We start from the raw sequence: 15,698 nt of genomic DNA, 5'->3' as shown, positions 1-15,698 counted from the left end.
ATCCGTCAGCGCCTTGAAGCCGCTGAATGCCACCGTCACCCCCGACGCCGTCAGGGAGGGAGCCTTATCCCGTCTGCGCCCCATCGATCAGACCTCTGCCAGCTCTTTGAGGCGGTTGACCTGCTGATCTTCGGCTTGCGCATCTGCGGTCATCACGTAGACGCCGGTCTCATGCAGGCTGACGGTCCAGCCCGGTTCAACGACGATGGTTGTGGTGACCTCTTCGATCACCGCAGGTCCGTGCAGCGTATCCCCGGCCCCCATCGCGGCCCCGTCATAAACCGGGGTGTCCTGGGCGATGCCATCGGCGTTGAACACCATTGGGCGGGTGCCCTTGAGGGTTTCATGCGCGCCTTTGCCTGCGGCAATGGTCATGCGTTTCGGTTTGTCCACATGGCCGGCGATGGTGCTTTCGACATTCACCACCTCAACCGCGCTCATTGGCTCGTCATAGGTGTAAAGTTCCTTGTGACGGGCGTGGAAGGCGGCCTTGATATCCTCAAGCGTGGCTTCGGTAACATCAAACGGGTCGATCTCGACCGTGCATTCATGCACCTGTCCGACGTAACGCATATCCAGCGACCGGCGGATCGAGATGCGCTCTTGCGAGAACCCGTCCCCTGCCAGATCTGCCTGTCCACGTTCCTCAAGCGACTTGAACAAAGTGTCGAGCTTCTCCGCCGCCTCCGCGCCTTCCAGCCGGATCGGGGCAGGGGCCATGTAGTTGTATTTCACGTCGGAAATGATCTGCCCATAGGCGCAAAGCCCCGAGGCGAGTTTTGAGATCAAAACCTTCGAAATACCCATTTCGCGTGCCAGAGCGGTGATATGAGCGCCCGTCGCCCCTCCGGCCCCCATCAGCACGAAATCACGCGGGTCATAGCCCCGTTCGACCGACACCCGGCGGATCGCATTGACCATGTTGTTGTTGACGATGGTGAACATGCCATAGGCAGCTTTCTCGACCGAGATGCCCAGCGGATCAGCCAGTTTGGACTGGATCGCGCCACGTGCCTTTTCAACATCCAACGGCAGCCGCCCGCCGACCAGACCGTCCGCATTGAGATAGCCCAGCGTCAGGTTGGCATCGGTGGTGGTGGGGTTTTCACCGCCCTGCCCGTAACAGGCCGGACCGGGTTCGGACCCTGCCGATTGCGGCCCCATCTGCATCAGGCCCATACTGTCGATCCACCCGATCGACCCTCCACCCGCACCCAGTGTTTCCACCTGGATCATCGGGATCCCGATCCGGTAGCGGAGGAAGTCGATGTTCTTGTTCACATTGGCCTGCCCATCCTTGGTCAACGTAATGTCGAACGAGGTGCCGCCCATGTCACAGGTGATGATGTTCTTGTCCCCCCAGGGCTCCGCCACATCCAGCGCCGCCTGCGGTGCGGAGGCAGGGCCGGAGTTGATCGCGTAGACCGACTGGTCGCTGACCACCTTGCCCAGGGCCAGGCCGCCGTTCGACTGGAAATACCGCACCGGATGCTGGCTGCCCAATTCGCGGAAATAGGCATCAATCGCTTCGACATAGCGCTGCAGGATCGGCGCCAGATAGGCGTTCACGATTGCCGTCGACGTGCGGGTATATTCGCGCACCTGCGGGTAAAGCTGCGAGCCGATGGTGAGGCGCACATCCGGCATCATTTCCCGCACGATCTCGGCGGCACGCAATTCGTGTTCGGGGTGCAGCACCGACCAGACAAAGCTGATCGCAACCGATTCCACCCCTTCGGCGATGAAGTAACGGCAGGCCTCGCGCACGTCCTCTTCATGGATCGGCGTCTTGACCGCCCCGTTTGAGATCACCCGTTCGCTGACCCCTTTGCGCAGGTGGCGCGGCACCAGCATGGTGGCGGGCGGATAGTCGGGATCATAGCGATAGCCGTCTTCCTTGTGGCCCAGACGAATTTCAATCGAATCCTCGTGCCCGCGGGTGGCAATCAGCCCGGTCTTGGCGCCGGTATGGGTGATCAGCGCATTCAGGCCCACCGTGGTGCCGTTGATGCACAGGTCTGAATTCGAGACGATCTCTTGTGCCGTCAGCCCGGTTTCCTCGGTGATCAGGGCAAGGCCGTTCTTGATGGCCTTGGTGGGTTCGGTGGGCGTGGACAGCACCTTGAAAATCTGTGTGCTGCCTTCCTTGTCGGCAAGGATGAAATCGGTGAAGGTGCCGCCGGCATCAATGCCCAGACGATATTGGGTACGCATGGTATTTCCTTTCAAATCAGGGGAATCAGGCGGCCGAACGGGCAGCAGCCGTGGCAGCTTCGTCAATGGTGAGAGTGTCGGCGTCCGAAATGATCACGCCGTAATCCAGCCGGGCACCTTCGATTGAGACCAACCCGTTGCGCACGTCTTCAACCACTTTCAGCGGGTCGCGTTCGAACGGGTTGCCAAAGCCCCCGCCGCCGGGGTTGAGGTTGGCGGCAATCTCGCCGGGTTTGATGGTTTCGATCACATTGTCGGTGATGATCTGGGTCTCGCCATTGCGGGTCACTTCCAGGCGGCCCACTTTCTTGTGAACCATTTCGGATTTCGCCCCAGCAGCGCCCATGGCCGGGATGCGGCGGCCTTCGCCAAAGGTGATCAGGGTCATGTCGGTGTCGAGCGGCTCCACCGCCCAGCGGGTGCCGGAGCCTCCACGGAACTTGCCCGCGCCGCCGCTGTCTTCCATCAGCCCGTATTCGTGGATGATGATCGGATAGGAATGTTCCAGCATCTCGATATCACCGGATGTGAGCGCGCCGAAACAGCATTCCGGCCCGCAGGCATGCCAGCCATCCTGCGACGCGGTGGCGCCCGCGCCTGAGATGATCGAGGCCAGAACCATGGTCACGTATTCCTCGTCATGGCGGCTGTCCCAGCCGGCGATGTTGCAGCCATTTGCGTGGCCCCAGCTGGCCGACACCTTGTCAGGGGCGGCCTGTTCAAAGGCCAGACGCACCGCGTCGGTCAGGGTCTCCATCGGGGTGGTGGTGCAGTTCATATGCGGTGCGGGGGGCTTGGCGTTACACAGCGTGCCTTTGGGGCCCATATCCACCGTTACATTGCGATAAAGCCCCTCGTTATAAGGCGGCGGCAGTTGGGCAAACATCATCAGGCCCAGATAGACGCCGGAATAGCTGTTTCCTTCGTAAGAGTTGATGAAATAGGGGATCTGCGGCGGGCTGGCGATTTCGATATGACAGCTGTCACCCGTGATGGTGACCGTGGCGGTGATGTCGAAATCACCAAACCCGTGACCGGCATCCTCAAGCACGGCCGTGCCGGAATAGGTGCCGTCCGGGACCTGCGCAATCAGGCTGTTCATATGCTTGTTGGCCATGGTCAGCAGCTCTTCGATACAGGCCTGCACCGTGTCCTTGCCGTATTTGTCCATCAGGGCGATCAGGTTGCGGGCGCCGACCTGGCAGGCGCCGATCAGGGCGTTGAAATCCCCCTCCTGATCGCGGCGCGCGCGCATATTGGTCAGCAGCATGTTCATGATGTCGTGGCGCGGCACGCCCTTGTCCCAGATCTTGATCGGGGGGATGCGCAGGCCTTCGGCAAAGATTTCCTTGGCTTCGGGGTTGTAGCCTGCGGGAACCGGGCCGCCGATATCGGTCAGGTGGCCCTTGCAGACGGTCCAGAACACCAGCTCACCCTGATAGAACACCGGGTAATACATGCAGGTGTCGATGATATGGCTGCCCGCGTAATCGGGATCATTGTGCAAGATCAGGTCACCTTCGTGAATGTCACCCTCAAAGAACCCGTCGACCGCCTTCATGGCGGGGATCAGCGACCCCAGGTGGATCGGGATGTCCTGACCCTGCAAAATCATCTCGGGCGTGTGGTTGAACAGCGCGGTGGAGTAGTCATGGGCCAGGTTGAACACCGAGCTGCGCGCGGTCTTTTCCAGCGCCAGCGTCATTTCGCGCTGAGTTGTTTCCAACACGCCACGCACCACTGACAATGTGATGGGGTCTACTTGTCTGTCTGTCATAATCCGGTCCTTTGCTTGGGTGCAAAAGGGCCGCCCAACGGGGCTTGTTCCTCCCGATCAGGCGCGCTCCTCCTGCACGTCGATCTCGCAAATCAGCTTGCGCGGAGGGGCAGGGGGGCGTCTTGACGATCCGTGCAGAAGGGTTTGACGCGGGGTGCAGAAGAATTTGTTAATCTGTGCAGAAATATTTGCGCGACAGCGCACAAGCCCAGATTCCCTTTGTTTTATTGACCGATCCGGCTAACGTTGCCAAAGGGAGGACATCATATGAGCGCCGGGTTCACTTTCTCGACGGCCTCAACCGCGCCACAGCACCGTTCCAGCCGCTGGACCGCTGTGATCGCTGAAGCCTATTTTCCGCTGGAATTGCAATTCCGCGATCCGATCCATTTCAACGGGCAGCTCAGCCGTCAGTCGCTGGGGCATGTCGGCCTGTCCCGGCTGACATCTGACCCGGTGAAATTCGAACGCAGGCGCGCCCATATCCGCGAGGCGCGGGAAGAAGAATACCTGATCACCCTGCCGCGGGCCACGTCGGTCGAGTTCCGGCAGATGGGCCGCGACGTGCGCTGCGATCCGGGGGGGTTCATAATCGAACGTGGCGATGAACCTTACCGGTTCATGTATGAAAACCCCAATGACCTGTTTGTGCTGAAAGTCGGCCGCAAGGCGCTGGCCGAACGGGTGCGCCAGCCGGATCGGTTCTGTGCCCGTGTCCTTGATGCCACCTCTGGCACGGCCAGCCTGTTCTCTGCCATGGTCAATCAGGCCCAGGCGCAGGCCGCAGATCTGGGCCCCTCTGCCGCAGAGACCATAGGCCGCCAGTTGCTGGAGCTGCTGGGGCTGGCGCTGGATGACACACCGGATGCCCGCTCCAGCACATTGTCCGCCGTGCGCACCGCCCATATTACCCGGGTCGAGAAATTCATCCGGAACAATCTGAAAAACCCCAACCTGTCGCCGGACCTGATCGCAGAGAGCTGTGGCATCTCGAAACGCTATCTGCATGATCTGTTCAAGGATGTGAATGGCACCGTCAGCCAGCAGATCCGCGACCAGCGCCTTGTCGCCGCCAAGGACCGGCTGGCCGTCTCGCCGGGCCTGTCCATCGCCGAGGTGGCCTATCGCTTCGGCTTTTCTGATCAGGCCCAGTTTTCGCGCCTGTTCAAAACCAAGTTCGGCATGACCCCGACCGAGTTCAAATCAGAGCTGAGCTGAGCCTGTTCAAGACAAGCTGGCCCGGCTGGGAACCCGTTGCTCCTCAGGGCGGGTCAGGCAGGGGATAGGGGGCGGACCAGCCCGCATCCATTTCATTGCAATTGCGACATATTGGCAGTAGGGAGGACAGGCCGACGTTGCTACTGTCCATCATGGAGTGCCGTTTGGCGGGGGAATTCAGATGCGCCTGAAGCTGGGAAATGTCATGCGGCTGTTGCTGGCCCTGACCATTCTTGCCAGCGTGTTCATCCGCCCGCCCGGCACCATGCTGGTGACCGAAGGCGACACGATTTCCTATGTCCTGTGTTCCGCCGGTGAACCTCAAACAGTGCATGTGGCGCTCGGGGGCGAGGAGCGCGAGGAACGTGATCTGAGCTGCGACTTTTTTGCGGCCCAGATTGCCAGCCTGATCGACCAGGCCCCCGCTGTCGTTCCGTTTGACTATACCAACGCACCGGCTGAGCATGTGGCGCAGACCCTGCTGCCCACCGCGCTTCGCCTGTGGCGTCCCAATGCGGCCCGTGCACCCCCCCTCGTCAGCTGATCTCACAATCCAAACCTGATTTCACTGAATTCACGAGGAATATCCCATGTCCAAATTTCGTTTGGCCGCGCATCTTGCCGCGGCTGCCTGTGTTGCCCTGCCGCTGAGTTCTGCCATGGCACAGGCTGAAACCTCTCTGACCGTTGCCGTAAAACGGGACCGTTATTCGGTTTCTGAAGAAAAGTTCACCTTTACCACCCGCCGTCCGGCCGCGCAGATTGTCGAAACCGCCGTCAAGCCGGATGAAAACTTCCTGCCCAGCCCGCTGCTGTTTGAAAGCTGGGACTATGCGGATGGCACCTATACCGTGACCCTGCGTGAGGGGGTAAGCTTCTCGGACGGGACTGCGTTCAATGCGGACACGGCGATTGCCGCGCTGCGGCTCTATGATCAGGGTAAATCCGACTTTCTGCAGATTGATCAGGACAGTTTCCGCAAACTGGGATCCCATCAGATCAGCTTTGCCTCCGAAAAGGGCTCGGCCCTTGTGATCGAGAATATGACCCACCGCGCCACGTCGCTGTTTGGCCCGTCCGCCAACCGTGCCGAGAACCCGGTGGGCACAGGTCCCTACCTGTTTGAAAGCTATGCCCCCAAGCAGCAGATCACCGTGCGGCGCAATCCCGATTATTGGGGAGAGGCCCCCAATGTCGACAAGCTGACCTTTCGCTTTATCGGTGACGACAATGCGCGCCTGCTGGCGTTGCAGAATGGCGAGATCGACGTGATCGGCGAAGTCACCCCGCAGATGATGCTCTCGATGCCGCAGGACGGGTCGGTGGTGCTGCATGAAAGCCGCCCGATCCGCTACATCGCGCTTCTGGCCAACCTCAATGGCGCCGCCCCGTTTGACATCATTCAGGACTATAAGGTGCGCGAGGCGCTGGCCTGGGCGATTGACCGCGAAACGCTGGCCTCGGTTCTGTTTGCCGGGCGGGGGGTGCCCGCCAAGGGCATCCTGCCGGGCTGGATGTTCAATCTGGGCGAGGACCACACTGACGGCTTTGGCTATGACCCGGTCAAGGCAGGAGAGATGCTTGATGCCGCGGGCTGGAAAATGGGGGCTGACGGGGTGCGCGAGAAACAGGGACGCCGGCTGTCCCTGCGCCTGGTTGCGGCCTATCCGAATGTGTCGACCGTCAAACCGATGCCCGAGATGCTGGAACAGATGTTTGCCGCAGTGGGGGTGGATATCGACCTGATCGAGGTGGATGACAGCGGTGTCTACGGCTCGACCTATCTCGATACCGGAGAGGCCGATCTCTACATGGAGTTTGCGTCGAACAACAATACCGACCCGACCTACCTGCTCTACAATCTCTTCACCTCGGTCACCGCCTGGGGTGGTTACAAGTTCACCGCCCCCGGACCGCATGTGGATGACATGCTGCTGAAAGCCCGGCGCGCACAATCCCGCGATGAGGTGATCGACCTCGTGCGCCAGGCCCACCGCGCCATCGTGCAGGAGGACCTCGCGGCGATCCCGATCCTGATGGTGCCGAACTTCACCCTGTCGCGCCCGGGGCTCAAGGTGCCGATGTCGGAATATGCCGACTGGATCGACTTTGGCCGTGTGAGGTTCACGGACTGAGCTTGCGCAAACGCTGCGCGCCCCGGCGGGGGCGCGCGCAATTCAGGACATCGACCATGTTGCGTTTCATCCTTTTCCGACTGGCGGCCGGCGTGCCGACCCTTCTGGGCATGAGCTTTGTCGCTTTTGCCATTGTCGCACTTGCCCCCGGTGATCCGGTGATGATGGAGCTGCGTGCCATGGGGATTGTGCCCAATGCCGATGATATTGCCGCCCTGCGCGCCCAGTTCGGGCTCGATAAACCCTTGCTGACACGTTATGTCGACTGGCTTGCGCGGGCCGTGCGGTTTGAATTTGGCACCTCGGTTGCAACCGGCCGCCCTGCGCTGTCCGAGATCGCAATTCACCTGCCCGCGACCCTTGCCCTGGCCTGCAGCGCCCTTGTGGGGGCGGTGATCCTGTCGCTGGGGTTTGGCGTGGCGGCGGTGATGGCAGGCCGGATGAGCGGGGCCGGGCTTCGCGCGGTGACCATCCTTCTCGTCTCGGTGCCCTCTTTCTGGCTGGCACTGCTGCTGATCCATGCCTTTGTGCTGAAATTGGGCTGGACCCGCCTTGTGGGAGATGGGTCGCTGCCTGATCTGGTGCTGCCCGCTCTGACCTTGAGCCTGGGCGCTGGGGCAGCGCTGGGCCGGGTTGTGTTCGAAAGGGTCCGGGCCGAGCAGAGCGAAGACCATGTGCGCCTCGCCATTGCCAAGGGGCTTGGCCCGGTGCGGATCCTGCTTGGACATATTGCACCGCGCATTATCGGCCCGCTTGCCACCGCCTGGGCCAACACGTTTGGCGGACTGTTGGGGGGCGCGGTCCTTGTTGAAAGTGTTTTTGGCTGGCCCGGTCTGGGGCAGTTGATCCTGCAGGCCATTGCGCAGCGGGATTTCCCGGTGATCCAGGCCTATCTTGTGTTCATGGGGCTGATCTTTTTTGCCACCAGTCTCGTGGCTGATCTTGTGGTGATCCTCGCGGATCCGCAACTGCGCCGGAGGGTCTATCATGACTGAGCATCCAATGCGGTTTCCTGCCCTGCGACTGGGGGGGCGGCTGGGGCTGCGACGGGCGTTGCGCGTGGGCAATCCCGGTCTGGTTTTGGGTTTGATCCTGTTGGTGGGATATGGCGTCCTTGGCCTGTCTCCTTTGCTGTTTGACCTGCCTGCGCCCGAGAAGATTGACCTCATGTCCCGCCTTTCGCCACCATCCGCCGACCATCTGCTGGGGGCAGATCATCTGGGCCGGGACATGCTGTCGCGCCTGATTGCGGCGGTGCCGGTGTCGCTGGGGGCGGCGATGGCCGCAATGAGCGTCATTCTTCTGGTGTCGCTGCCATGGGGTGTCGTCGCGGCGCTCGCTGGGGGGCGGGTCGATATGGTGCTGATGCGCTTTGCCGATATCATCATGGCGTTCCCCATGCTGGTGCTTGCACTGGCGGTGATCGGGTTCATGGGGGCGTCGCTTGAGGCGTCCATCATCGGGGTTGCCGTTGCCTGGTGGCCATCCAATGCCCGACTTGTGCGCGCCTTGGTCCTGACCGCCAGCCAGCGGGATTTTGTCCGCGCGGCCGGGCTTGCCGGGGCGTCGCGCCTGCGTGTGGTGCTGCGCCACATCCTGCCACAGATCCTGCCGCCGCTGGCGGTGATCGTCTCGCTTGAAACCGCCTCGGTCCTGCTTGCGCTTTCTGCGCTCAGCTTTCTCGGGGTTGGGGCGCAGCCCCCCACGCCGGAATGGGGCGCGATGCTGAATGAGGCACGTCCGTTCTTTTCCCAGGCCCCGCATATGTTGCTGGTGCCGGGGCTTGCGGTCACCGGGGCCGTGCTGGCCTTCAATCTGGTGGGGGAAGGGCTGCGGGACCTGCTGGATAAAAGGGAGCCATATCAATGGTAGAGATCCTGTCCGTCAAGGAACTGAGCGTCGTGAACCGGGCCGGGCAGGTCCTGCTCGACAATGTCGGTTTTTCCCTGAATCGCGGTCAGCGCATGGGGCTGGTCGGTGCCAGTGGCTGCGGCAAATCCCTGACCGCAGCCGTGCTGTGCGGCCTGTTGCGCCCCCCGCTTTCGGTCGCAGCAGGGCAGGTGCGGATAGACGGGCAGGATGTTCTGGGCCTCTCCGCCAGCGCTTGGCGCCGCATGCGTGGGCGCCGGATCTTTCAGATTTTTCAAAGCCCCGGCACGGCCCTCACACCGGGGCGCCGGATCCGGTCCCAGCTGGCAGAAGCCGCCCGGCTGGCCGGTGATAATGAGCAGGCCAGTGTCAACAGGGCGCTGGACGCTGTTGCCCTGCCGCAGCGGGTCACCGATTGTTTTCCCTATCAGCTGTCCGGCGGTATGAAGCAGCGCGTGCTGATCGCCATGGCGCTGATCCTGCGCCCGCGCATCCTGATTGCGGATGAACCGACAACGGGGCTTGATGTGCTGACCGAGCGCGAGGTCCTTGGCGCGCTCAACACCATGGCGGATGAAACCGGGGCCACCTTGTTGTTCATCAGTCACGACCTGCGCGCGGTGCAAGCGGTTGCCGAGCGCACATTGGTCATGCAGCAGGGGCGTTTGGTGGAAGACGCACGGATTGACCAACTCGCGGTGTCCGGCGTTGCGGCGGCACGGGATCTGGCGGGGGCGGCGGCGGCGCTGCAGGGCCAATGCTGAGGGTGCGCGGCCTGTCGAAACGCTTTCACGGGCAGGAGGTGTTGCGGGACATTCATCTGGATCTGGCCCCGCGTGAAGTGGTTGGCCTGATTGGCCGGTCCGGTGCGGGGAAATCCACCCTTGCCCGGTGCATGGTCGGGTTGGAACAGCCGGATGCGGGCTCGATTTCGCTGGGCGGCCACAAGGTGGCACCCGGCTCAGGTGCGGCGCGACAGAAGATACAATATCTGTGGCAGGACCCGACCCAGTCCCTGAGCCCGTTTCTGACTGCCCAAGGTGCGGTGCTTGAAACGCTGGACGGGTTTGGCATCGGGGATAGGCGGCAGCGCCGATCGCGCGCCGCCGCCCTGCTTGAAGAGCTGGGGGTGCAGGGCGAGATGCAGCAGCGCCGCCCACATGCGCTGTCGGGCGGGCAATGTCAGCGCGTGGCGCTGGCACGGGCAATCGCCGCCAGACCCGAGATCCTGATCCTTGATGAACCGCTGTCCTCTCTGGATCTGGTGACACAGGTGAACACGATCCGCCTGTTGCGCCAGCTGCAGGGGCAAAATGCCCTGTCGATGCTGATTGTCAGCCATGATCTGGCCCCGTTGCGCCAGTTGGCAAACCGGGTTCTGGTGCTGGATGAGGCGCGCATTGTCGAGGATATCCCGATGGCCGGATTTGCCACCTGCGCGCGCCACCCCCTGTCACGGGCCTATGCCGACACGCTGGTCCGCGACGCCCCGGCAATCTGATCTGAGGGACGTGGCGGGCTGAGATCTGCAGGGGGAAACAGACTGGGGATTTGCCTCGGCAAGACCTGCCCCGAAACCCGCGCGCCTTTCTGGCATGAGGATGGATTCTGTCGCCATGGCGTGGTCACGGAAGGGCGTCTTTCGGCCAGATGCCACCTTGGGCCAGCCCTGCTATACTGATCCCGGCCACGGGGCCAACACGGGGCCAAAAAGCAAGCGATTCCCGCCCTTTTTCCGTCAATTGATAGGACCAAAGTCGATAGTGTATTGCCCGAAATCCCATAAGATCGCCGCATCATGTTGACCCCGGCCCGAAACATCCTGTCCCGCGCGTCCATCTCGGTGCGGTTCCTGTTTGCCGCCTGTATCGTGATGTCTTTGGCCGCCTATGTGCTGGGGACATGGGTGGTGCGCAAGATTGAAAACGGGGTGGTGCAGAATTACGGCTCAACTGCCGCGCTTTACATTGAAAGCCTGGTGTCCTCGCGGGCGTTGGAGCGTATCTTTCACCAGGAGGACGCAGCCGATCCCCATGGGGCGCTTCACACGGTTTTCACAGCGGGCAATCTGAGCGAGCGGGTGGTGACCTATAAGATCTGGGACCGCAGCGCCACGATTTTGGAAAGCAATAACAAAGCCCTGGAGGGGAGGGGCTTTGCACCGTCCGAAGAGCTTTTGGTCGCCCTGAACGGGGACGTGGCCGCAAGTTTCAGCCCGCTGGAGGTGCATGCAGAGACCGAACAGGCCATTGTCGGCCTGCCGCTGCTTGAGGTCTATGTGCCAATTCGTGACCCGGCCAGTGGCGAGGTGGTGCTGGTGGTCGAGTTCTATGAGCGGGCGGAGAGGCTCGTGGAGGATCTGCAGAAAGCCCGGCGCGACACATGGTATGTGGTGGCCGCGATTTTCTGCGCCAGCGGGCTTGCGCTTTACGGCATCGTGCTGTCGGCCAGTCGCCTGATCGAACGGCAGCGCGCCGATCTTGCCGCGCAGCTCGATGCGACAAGCGAGCTGCTTCGGCTCAATACCGAGCTCAGAGAGCGCATGGCGCTGGCGGCGCGGCGGTCGTCCTCTCAGGCCGATCGCATCATGCAGCGGATTGGTCTTGATCTGCATGACGGGGTGGCGCAGCACCTGTCGCTGCTGGCGCTCAGGCTGGAGGGGGCCGGGCTGGCGGACACGGCGGATGGCGAAACGGTGCGCCGCTCGCTGTCAAATGCCATGGCGGAGTTGCGCGCGATTTCGCGCGGGCTTGCGCTGCCGGATATCGAAAAGCTGACCCTGAGCGAGATTGCCGCGCGGGCCGTGCAGGATCACAACAACGCCTTTGCAGCCGAAGTCCGGTTGGTGGATGAGGTGAAAGAGGAGCTGCGCCCGGAGGAAGCCACCAAGCTTTGCCTCTACCGCGTCATTCAGGAACTGCTGGCCAATGCGGAAAAACACGCCAAGGCGCAGAATATCACCGTGCGCCTGTCGCAAGGTTCGGCCGGGATCGAGGTCGAGGTGGCCGATGATGGGATCGGGTTTGACGTGGAGCAGGCAACCCGGCTGCGCGAAGATGGCGGGCAGGGGTTGATCGGGCTTGAAGACCGGCTGGCGCCGCTTGGCGGCGCGCTCATGGTTCAATCGCGGATCGGGGCGGGAACCCGCGCCCGGTTCCATTTGCCGCTTGAAGGAAAAGAGGTAGGGAAGACAGATGACACTGCGCATTCTGGTCGCGGATGACCACCCGATTTTTCGCGACGGGCTGGTCACCAGCCTTGAGGAAACCGGCGAGTTTCAGGTGGTGGCGCTTGCCTCGACCGCGGATGAGGCGGTTGAGCTGGCACGACAGCACCAGCCGGATCTTGCCCTTGTGGATCTGTCCATGCCGGGGGGCGGGATGCAGGCCATTGCCCGCATTTCGGCCGATAACCTGTCTGGCAGGATTGTCATGCTGACCGTGTCGGAAGAGGGGGAACATGTCACCGAGGCGCTTCAGCTGGGGGCAAATGGCTATGTGCTCAAGGGGGTGTCCGCCCGCGAGCTGCGGCAGATCCTCAAACAGGTCGCAGCGGGAGAGACCCATGTCTCGCCCGCATTGGCGCAAAAGGTGCTGTCGCTGATGTCACAGGGGCAGGGCAGGCCGGAGCCCTCCCCGCTGCGCGACCTGAGCGCGCGGGAAGAGGAAATCCTGCGGCTGGTGGCCCGCGGTCAGAGCAACCGCGAGGTGGCAGAGGCGCTTGGGCTTCAGGAAAAGACGGTCAAACATTACATGACAGCCATCATGGAAAAACTTCATGCCCGCAACCGGGTTGAAGCCGCGATCATTGCCCATGAGGCCTGGCGCAGCTGACCGGGGACCCGCCTGTCCCTCTGCCCCCCGCGCAGAACCCCGCGACAGGGTGGTCAGGGCAGGCTGATCAGTGGCGGGTGGGTCAGCTTTTCTCGCGGGCTGAGAAGGTGGCGTTGAACGCGATGCTGACCCGATCTTCGGCTGAGCTGTTGGGAAACACCCAATGCATCAGATAGGAGGGGAACAGGATCATCTCACCCGGTTTTGGTTTCAGGCTTTTTTTCACCTTGAAAGCCTTGGCGTTCAGGAGGCGCCAGTTCGGCAGGTCGCTGCGGGGATCCAGAAATTCGATCCGGCCACTATCCGGGTCGTCCACCTTTGGCTGGGCCACGTAGTAGACGCCGCTCCAATGGGCGCCCGGATGGGTGTGCGGGGCGTTGAACGCGCCGGTGGGGTTGCGGTTCATCCAGGCAAACAGCTTCAGGTCAAGCTGGTCGGGATCCGTGCCGCCAATGCGGCGGGTCGCCTGTTTGACGGCCGTTTCACACAAGACAGACAGCAGCGAGATACAGGGGGCCTCTTCGTCAAACAGGTTGCCTTTTGAATGCCAGCCCCCCCGGTTCGACTTGGCGGACCCTTTGTTTTGTCGCTCCAGTGCCTGTCCGAAGGCCAGAAGCTCCGTGTTGAGGGCCTCATGCCCGTCGACCTGAAATGAAAAGAAGGGGCTGGAGAACAGCTTTTCGTATTTCTGCGCTTCGATCATTCGGGGATTTTCCGCGGTGTAAGAACAGGAGGGCGGGTGCGCAGCTTTGCTTTGATCGCGCGCACCCGGTTTGGAAGGGTCAGACTGTGCTGGCCGCGACGATCAATCAATCGTCGCTTTCGTCGCCGCCGCCTTCGCCATCATCGCGGTCGTCACGATCATCGCGATCCGAGCTTTCATCGTCCCGATCCCGTTCGTCATCATCCCGTTCATCGTCATCACGATCATCGTCACGCTCGTCATCGTCGCGTTCATCATGTTCGTCATCTTCATGATCATCGTTTTCGTCATCATCATTTTCGTCGTCGTTTTCGTCGTCATCCTCATCGTCATTTTCGTCATCATCATGCTCGTCATCCTGCGAGACCTGAATTTCAGATGGGGTGATCAGCCCGTCCCCGTTCAGATCGCTGCGCTTCATGATCGCACGGGCCCCTCGGGCGCTGAACGCGGCTTCCAGCTCTTCCAAAGACAGGGCGCCGTCCTTGTTCTGGTCGATCTCGCTGAAATTGCGCGATTTTGCCCATCCGGGTGCGGCGACCATGGCGCAAAGGGAGGTTGTCAGCAGCAGGTGTTTGAGTTTCATCTCGGATCTCCTTGGTCCAGTGCCGGTTTGGCGTCTGCCCCCATCCTGACATTGCGGGACAGGGGACGGAACGCACCTATGTCCGGCGCTTTTTCAGACCAAGGTCGGGCCCAGATTACCCCGGACCTGCCAGGGCGGGCCATGGTGGGCCGATGAGGGGGCCATGCCCCCGTCACCGCTCAGGCCCCGCCATGACTTAGGCCCGGTCAACACTTAGGGAAGGCACCCGGCAAGGCTTGTGCCCATGTCGCGCAATAGATCCGCATAGAGCGCGGCCCCCGGTGTCAGGCTGGTGCCCAGCGGATCAATCACCCGGACCTCAACGCCGGAGCTGTCAAACACGGTAGCAAACAGGCCCGGATCAAACTGCGGTTCCGCAAGTGCGCAGCGAATGCCGTTTTCGCGCACCGCCTCTTGCAGTGCAATCAGCCGCGCCGGGCTGGGTCGACTGGCATCACCCAGAGAAATTGCCCCCGCAGCGGCAAGGCCGAAATGGCTTTCAAAATACTGATAAGCGTCATGGAACACCACGAAAGGGGTGGACTGAACCGGGGCCAGCTGGGCGCGAAGCTCACCTTCCAGCGCGGTCAGCTCTGCGCGGGCCTGATCCGCGTTGCGTTGATAGGTGGCTGCGTGCTCCGGGTCGAGATGGGCCAGGGTTTCGGCAATCCGCGTCAGCCAGAGACCTGCATTTTCCGGGTCAAGCCAAGCATGTGGATCCGAGCCGCCGGGGCGGTGATCATGCCTGTGGTCGTCATGATCATCATGCTCTTGCGCATCGTGGTCATGCCCGCCATGGTCCTCATGGTCCTCATGGTCCTCATGGTCCTCATGGTCCTCATGGTCCTCATGGTCCTCATGGTCCGTCTTTCCGTCAAAGACCGGCGTGTCGCGCAGGGCCAGACGCCGGGTGCCGGGCAGGGTCAGAAGCTCAAGCTGGGTCGCCTGTGACGCGATGGTCTCCAGCGGTTTCTCCAGCCAGGGCACAAGGTCATGGCCCATCCAGACCACCAGATCCGCCTGCGCAAGACTGGCCGCCTCCGAGGGGCGCATCGCATAGCCATGCGGAGAGGCACCGGGCGGCAGGATCAGCTCGGGCGTGCCCACCCCCTGCATCACCTGCGCCACCAGGGAATGCACCGGGGCGATATCGGCGGCCACTTTCGGGACCTCTGCCAGCGCGGGCAGGGCAAGCAGGACGGGGCTGGACAGAATTGAGGTAAACGCAAGAAGGGGGGAGAGTCGCATAGGGTTCCTGTTACTTTATAACATCGCTGCCTGCTTGCTATATGTAATACTATATCATATCAAGTGAAAAATCCGGTGTCTCAGAGCGCCCCTATTCAATGGACTTTCAATGACC

Annotated in this window: 14 protein-coding genes; 9 read left to right on the top strand and 5 right to left on the bottom strand. The window is 61.9% G+C overall.

The annotated features are described in order from the left end of the window. Nucleotides 1-87 precede the first annotated feature (87 nt). Both capA and capB read right to left on the bottom strand, forming a co-directional pair. Entirely contained in the window at nt 88-2,214 is a 2,127-nt protein-coding gene (capA, locus tag K3J57_RS10425; RefSeq protein ID WP_259775694.1) for a caprolactamase subunit alpha, read from the bottom strand. Between the two features lie 25 nt (nt 2,215-2,239). Continuing rightward, the gene (gene capB, locus K3J57_RS10420) at nt 2,240-3,991 is read right to left on the bottom strand and encodes a caprolactamase subunit beta (protein WP_173485733.1); all 1,752 of its coding nucleotides are present in this window, start codon (nt 3,989-3,991) and stop codon (nt 2,240-2,242) included. Nucleotides 3,992-4,258: 267 nt separating this feature from the next. On the opposite strand from capB, the gene K3J57_RS10415 reads away from it, so the two are divergent. The 9 genes from K3J57_RS10415 to K3J57_RS10375 all read left to right on the top strand — a co-directional run bounded on the left by K3J57_RS10415 (nt 4,259) and on the right by K3J57_RS10375 (nt 13,046). Then, on the top strand, nt 4,259-5,209 hold the full coding sequence (locus K3J57_RS10415) for an AraC-like ligand-binding domain-containing protein (protein WP_259775693.1): 951 nt from the start codon (nt 4,259-4,261) through the stop codon (nt 5,207-5,209). A gap of 181 nt (nt 5,210-5,390) precedes the next feature. Further along, nucleotides 5,391-5,753, top strand: coding sequence for a hypothetical protein (locus K3J57_RS10410; RefSeq protein WP_259795741.1), 363 nt, complete (start codon nt 5,391-5,393; stop codon nt 5,751-5,753). Between the two features lie 46 nt (nt 5,754-5,799). Next, on the top strand, nt 5,800-7,344 hold the full coding sequence (locus K3J57_RS10405) for an ABC transporter substrate-binding protein (protein WP_259795739.1): 1,545 nt from the start codon (nt 5,800-5,802) through the stop codon (nt 7,342-7,344). A gap of 56 nt (nt 7,345-7,400) precedes the next feature. Continuing rightward, complete coding sequence (locus K3J57_RS10400) at nt 7,401-8,339, top strand: ABC transporter permease (protein ID WP_259775690.1); 939 nt, start codon at nt 7,401-7,403, stop codon at nt 8,337-8,339. After that, on the top strand, nt 8,332-9,216 hold the full coding sequence (locus K3J57_RS10395) for an ABC transporter permease (RefSeq protein ID WP_259784353.1): 885 nt from the start codon (nt 8,332-8,334) through the stop codon (nt 9,214-9,216). Before K3J57_RS10400 ends, K3J57_RS10395 begins: the two co-directional genes overlap by 8 nt. Further along, a complete protein-coding gene (locus K3J57_RS10390; RefSeq protein ID WP_259795737.1) occupies nt 9,210-9,977 on the top strand; it encodes an ATP-binding cassette domain-containing protein in 768 nt (255 codons plus the stop codon). Before K3J57_RS10395 ends, K3J57_RS10390 begins: the two co-directional genes overlap by 7 nt. Continuing rightward, on the top strand, nt 9,971-10,714 hold the full coding sequence (locus K3J57_RS10385; protein WP_259795735.1) for an ABC transporter ATP-binding protein: 744 nt from the start codon (nt 9,971-9,973) through the stop codon (nt 10,712-10,714). Before K3J57_RS10390 ends, K3J57_RS10385 begins: the two co-directional genes overlap by 7 nt. 297 nt (nt 10,715-11,011) lie before the next feature. Further along, the gene (locus K3J57_RS10380; protein ID WP_259795733.1) at nt 11,012-12,436 is read left to right on the top strand and encodes a sensor histidine kinase; all 1,425 of its coding nucleotides are present in this window, start codon (nt 11,012-11,014) and stop codon (nt 12,434-12,436) included. Next, nucleotides 12,408-13,046: a response regulator gene (locus K3J57_RS10375; RefSeq protein ID WP_259784347.1), complete on the top strand. Its 639-nt coding sequence runs from the start codon at nt 12,408-12,410 to the stop codon at nt 13,044-13,046. The genes K3J57_RS10380 and K3J57_RS10375 overlap by 29 nt, the downstream gene beginning before the upstream one ends. Nucleotides 13,047-13,128: 82 nt before the next feature. Here the strand turns inward: K3J57_RS10375 and K3J57_RS10370 are convergent, their stop codons facing one another. From K3J57_RS10370 to K3J57_RS10360, 3 genes are all read right to left on the bottom strand, one after another. Further along, nucleotides 13,129-13,749, bottom strand: coding sequence for a TIGR02466 family protein (locus K3J57_RS10370; RefSeq protein ID WP_259791550.1), 621 nt, complete (start codon nt 13,747-13,749; stop codon nt 13,129-13,131). Between the two features lie 106 nt (nt 13,750-13,855). Continuing rightward, nucleotides 13,856-14,335 (bottom strand): EF-hand domain-containing protein, encoded by a 480-nt coding sequence (locus K3J57_RS10365; protein WP_259795731.1) that lies wholly within the window; start codon nt 14,333-14,335, stop codon nt 13,856-13,858. Between the two features lie 213 nt (nt 14,336-14,548). After that, nucleotides 14,549-15,583 carry a zinc ABC transporter substrate-binding protein gene (locus K3J57_RS10360; RefSeq protein ID WP_259795727.1) on the bottom strand — a complete coding sequence of 345 codons (1,035 nt, stop codon included), beginning with the start codon at nt 15,581-15,583 and terminating at the stop codon, nt 14,549-14,551. Between the last annotated feature and the right edge of the window lie 115 nt (nt 15,584-15,698).

Origin of the sequence: Aliiroseovarius crassostreae, from assembly GCF_025137635.1 — a bacterium.
Lineage (GTDB): Bacteria > Pseudomonadota > Alphaproteobacteria > Rhodobacterales > Rhodobacteraceae > Aliiroseovarius > Aliiroseovarius crassostreae.
This window is presented reverse-complemented; position numbering and strand designations above follow the sequence as displayed.

Bases quoted from the DNA above. Each gene is read 5' to 3' on its own strand.
- capA (WP_259775694.1), bottom strand. From the start codon at position 2,214: ATGCGTACCCAATATCGTCTGGGCATTGATGCCGGCGGCACCTTCACC.
- capB (WP_173485733.1), bottom strand. From the start codon at position 3,991: ATGACAGACAGACAAGTAGACCCCATCACATTGTCAGTGGTGCGTGGC.
- K3J57_RS10415 (WP_259775693.1), top strand. From the start codon at position 4,259: ATGAGCGCCGGGTTCACTTTCTCGACGGCCTCAACCGCGCCACAGCAC.
- K3J57_RS10410 (WP_259795741.1), top strand. From the start codon at position 5,391: ATGCGCCTGAAGCTGGGAAATGTCATGCGGCTGTTGCTGGCCCTGACC.
- K3J57_RS10405 (WP_259795739.1), top strand. From the start codon at position 5,800: ATGTCCAAATTTCGTTTGGCCGCGCATCTTGCCGCGGCTGCCTGTGTT.
- K3J57_RS10400 (WP_259775690.1), top strand. From the start codon at position 7,401: ATGTTGCGTTTCATCCTTTTCCGACTGGCGGCCGGCGTGCCGACCCTT.
- K3J57_RS10395 (WP_259784353.1), top strand. From the start codon at position 8,332: ATGACTGAGCATCCAATGCGGTTTCCTGCCCTGCGACTGGGGGGGCGG.
- K3J57_RS10390 (WP_259795737.1), top strand. From the start codon at position 9,210: ATGGTAGAGATCCTGTCCGTCAAGGAACTGAGCGTCGTGAACCGGGCC.
- K3J57_RS10385 (WP_259795735.1), top strand. From the start codon at position 9,971: ATGCTGAGGGTGCGCGGCCTGTCGAAACGCTTTCACGGGCAGGAGGTG.
- K3J57_RS10380 (WP_259795733.1), top strand. From the start codon at position 11,012: ATGTTGACCCCGGCCCGAAACATCCTGTCCCGCGCGTCCATCTCGGTG.
- K3J57_RS10375 (WP_259784347.1), top strand. From the start codon at position 12,408: ATGACACTGCGCATTCTGGTCGCGGATGACCACCCGATTTTTCGCGAC.
- K3J57_RS10370 (WP_259791550.1), bottom strand. From the start codon at position 13,749: ATGATCGAAGCGCAGAAATACGAAAAGCTGTTCTCCAGCCCCTTCTTT.
- K3J57_RS10365 (WP_259795731.1), bottom strand. From the start codon at position 14,335: ATGAAACTCAAACACCTGCTGCTGACAACCTCCCTTTGCGCCATGGTC.
- K3J57_RS10360 (WP_259795727.1), bottom strand. From the start codon at position 15,583: ATGCGACTCTCCCCCCTTCTTGCGTTTACCTCAATTCTGTCCAGCCCC.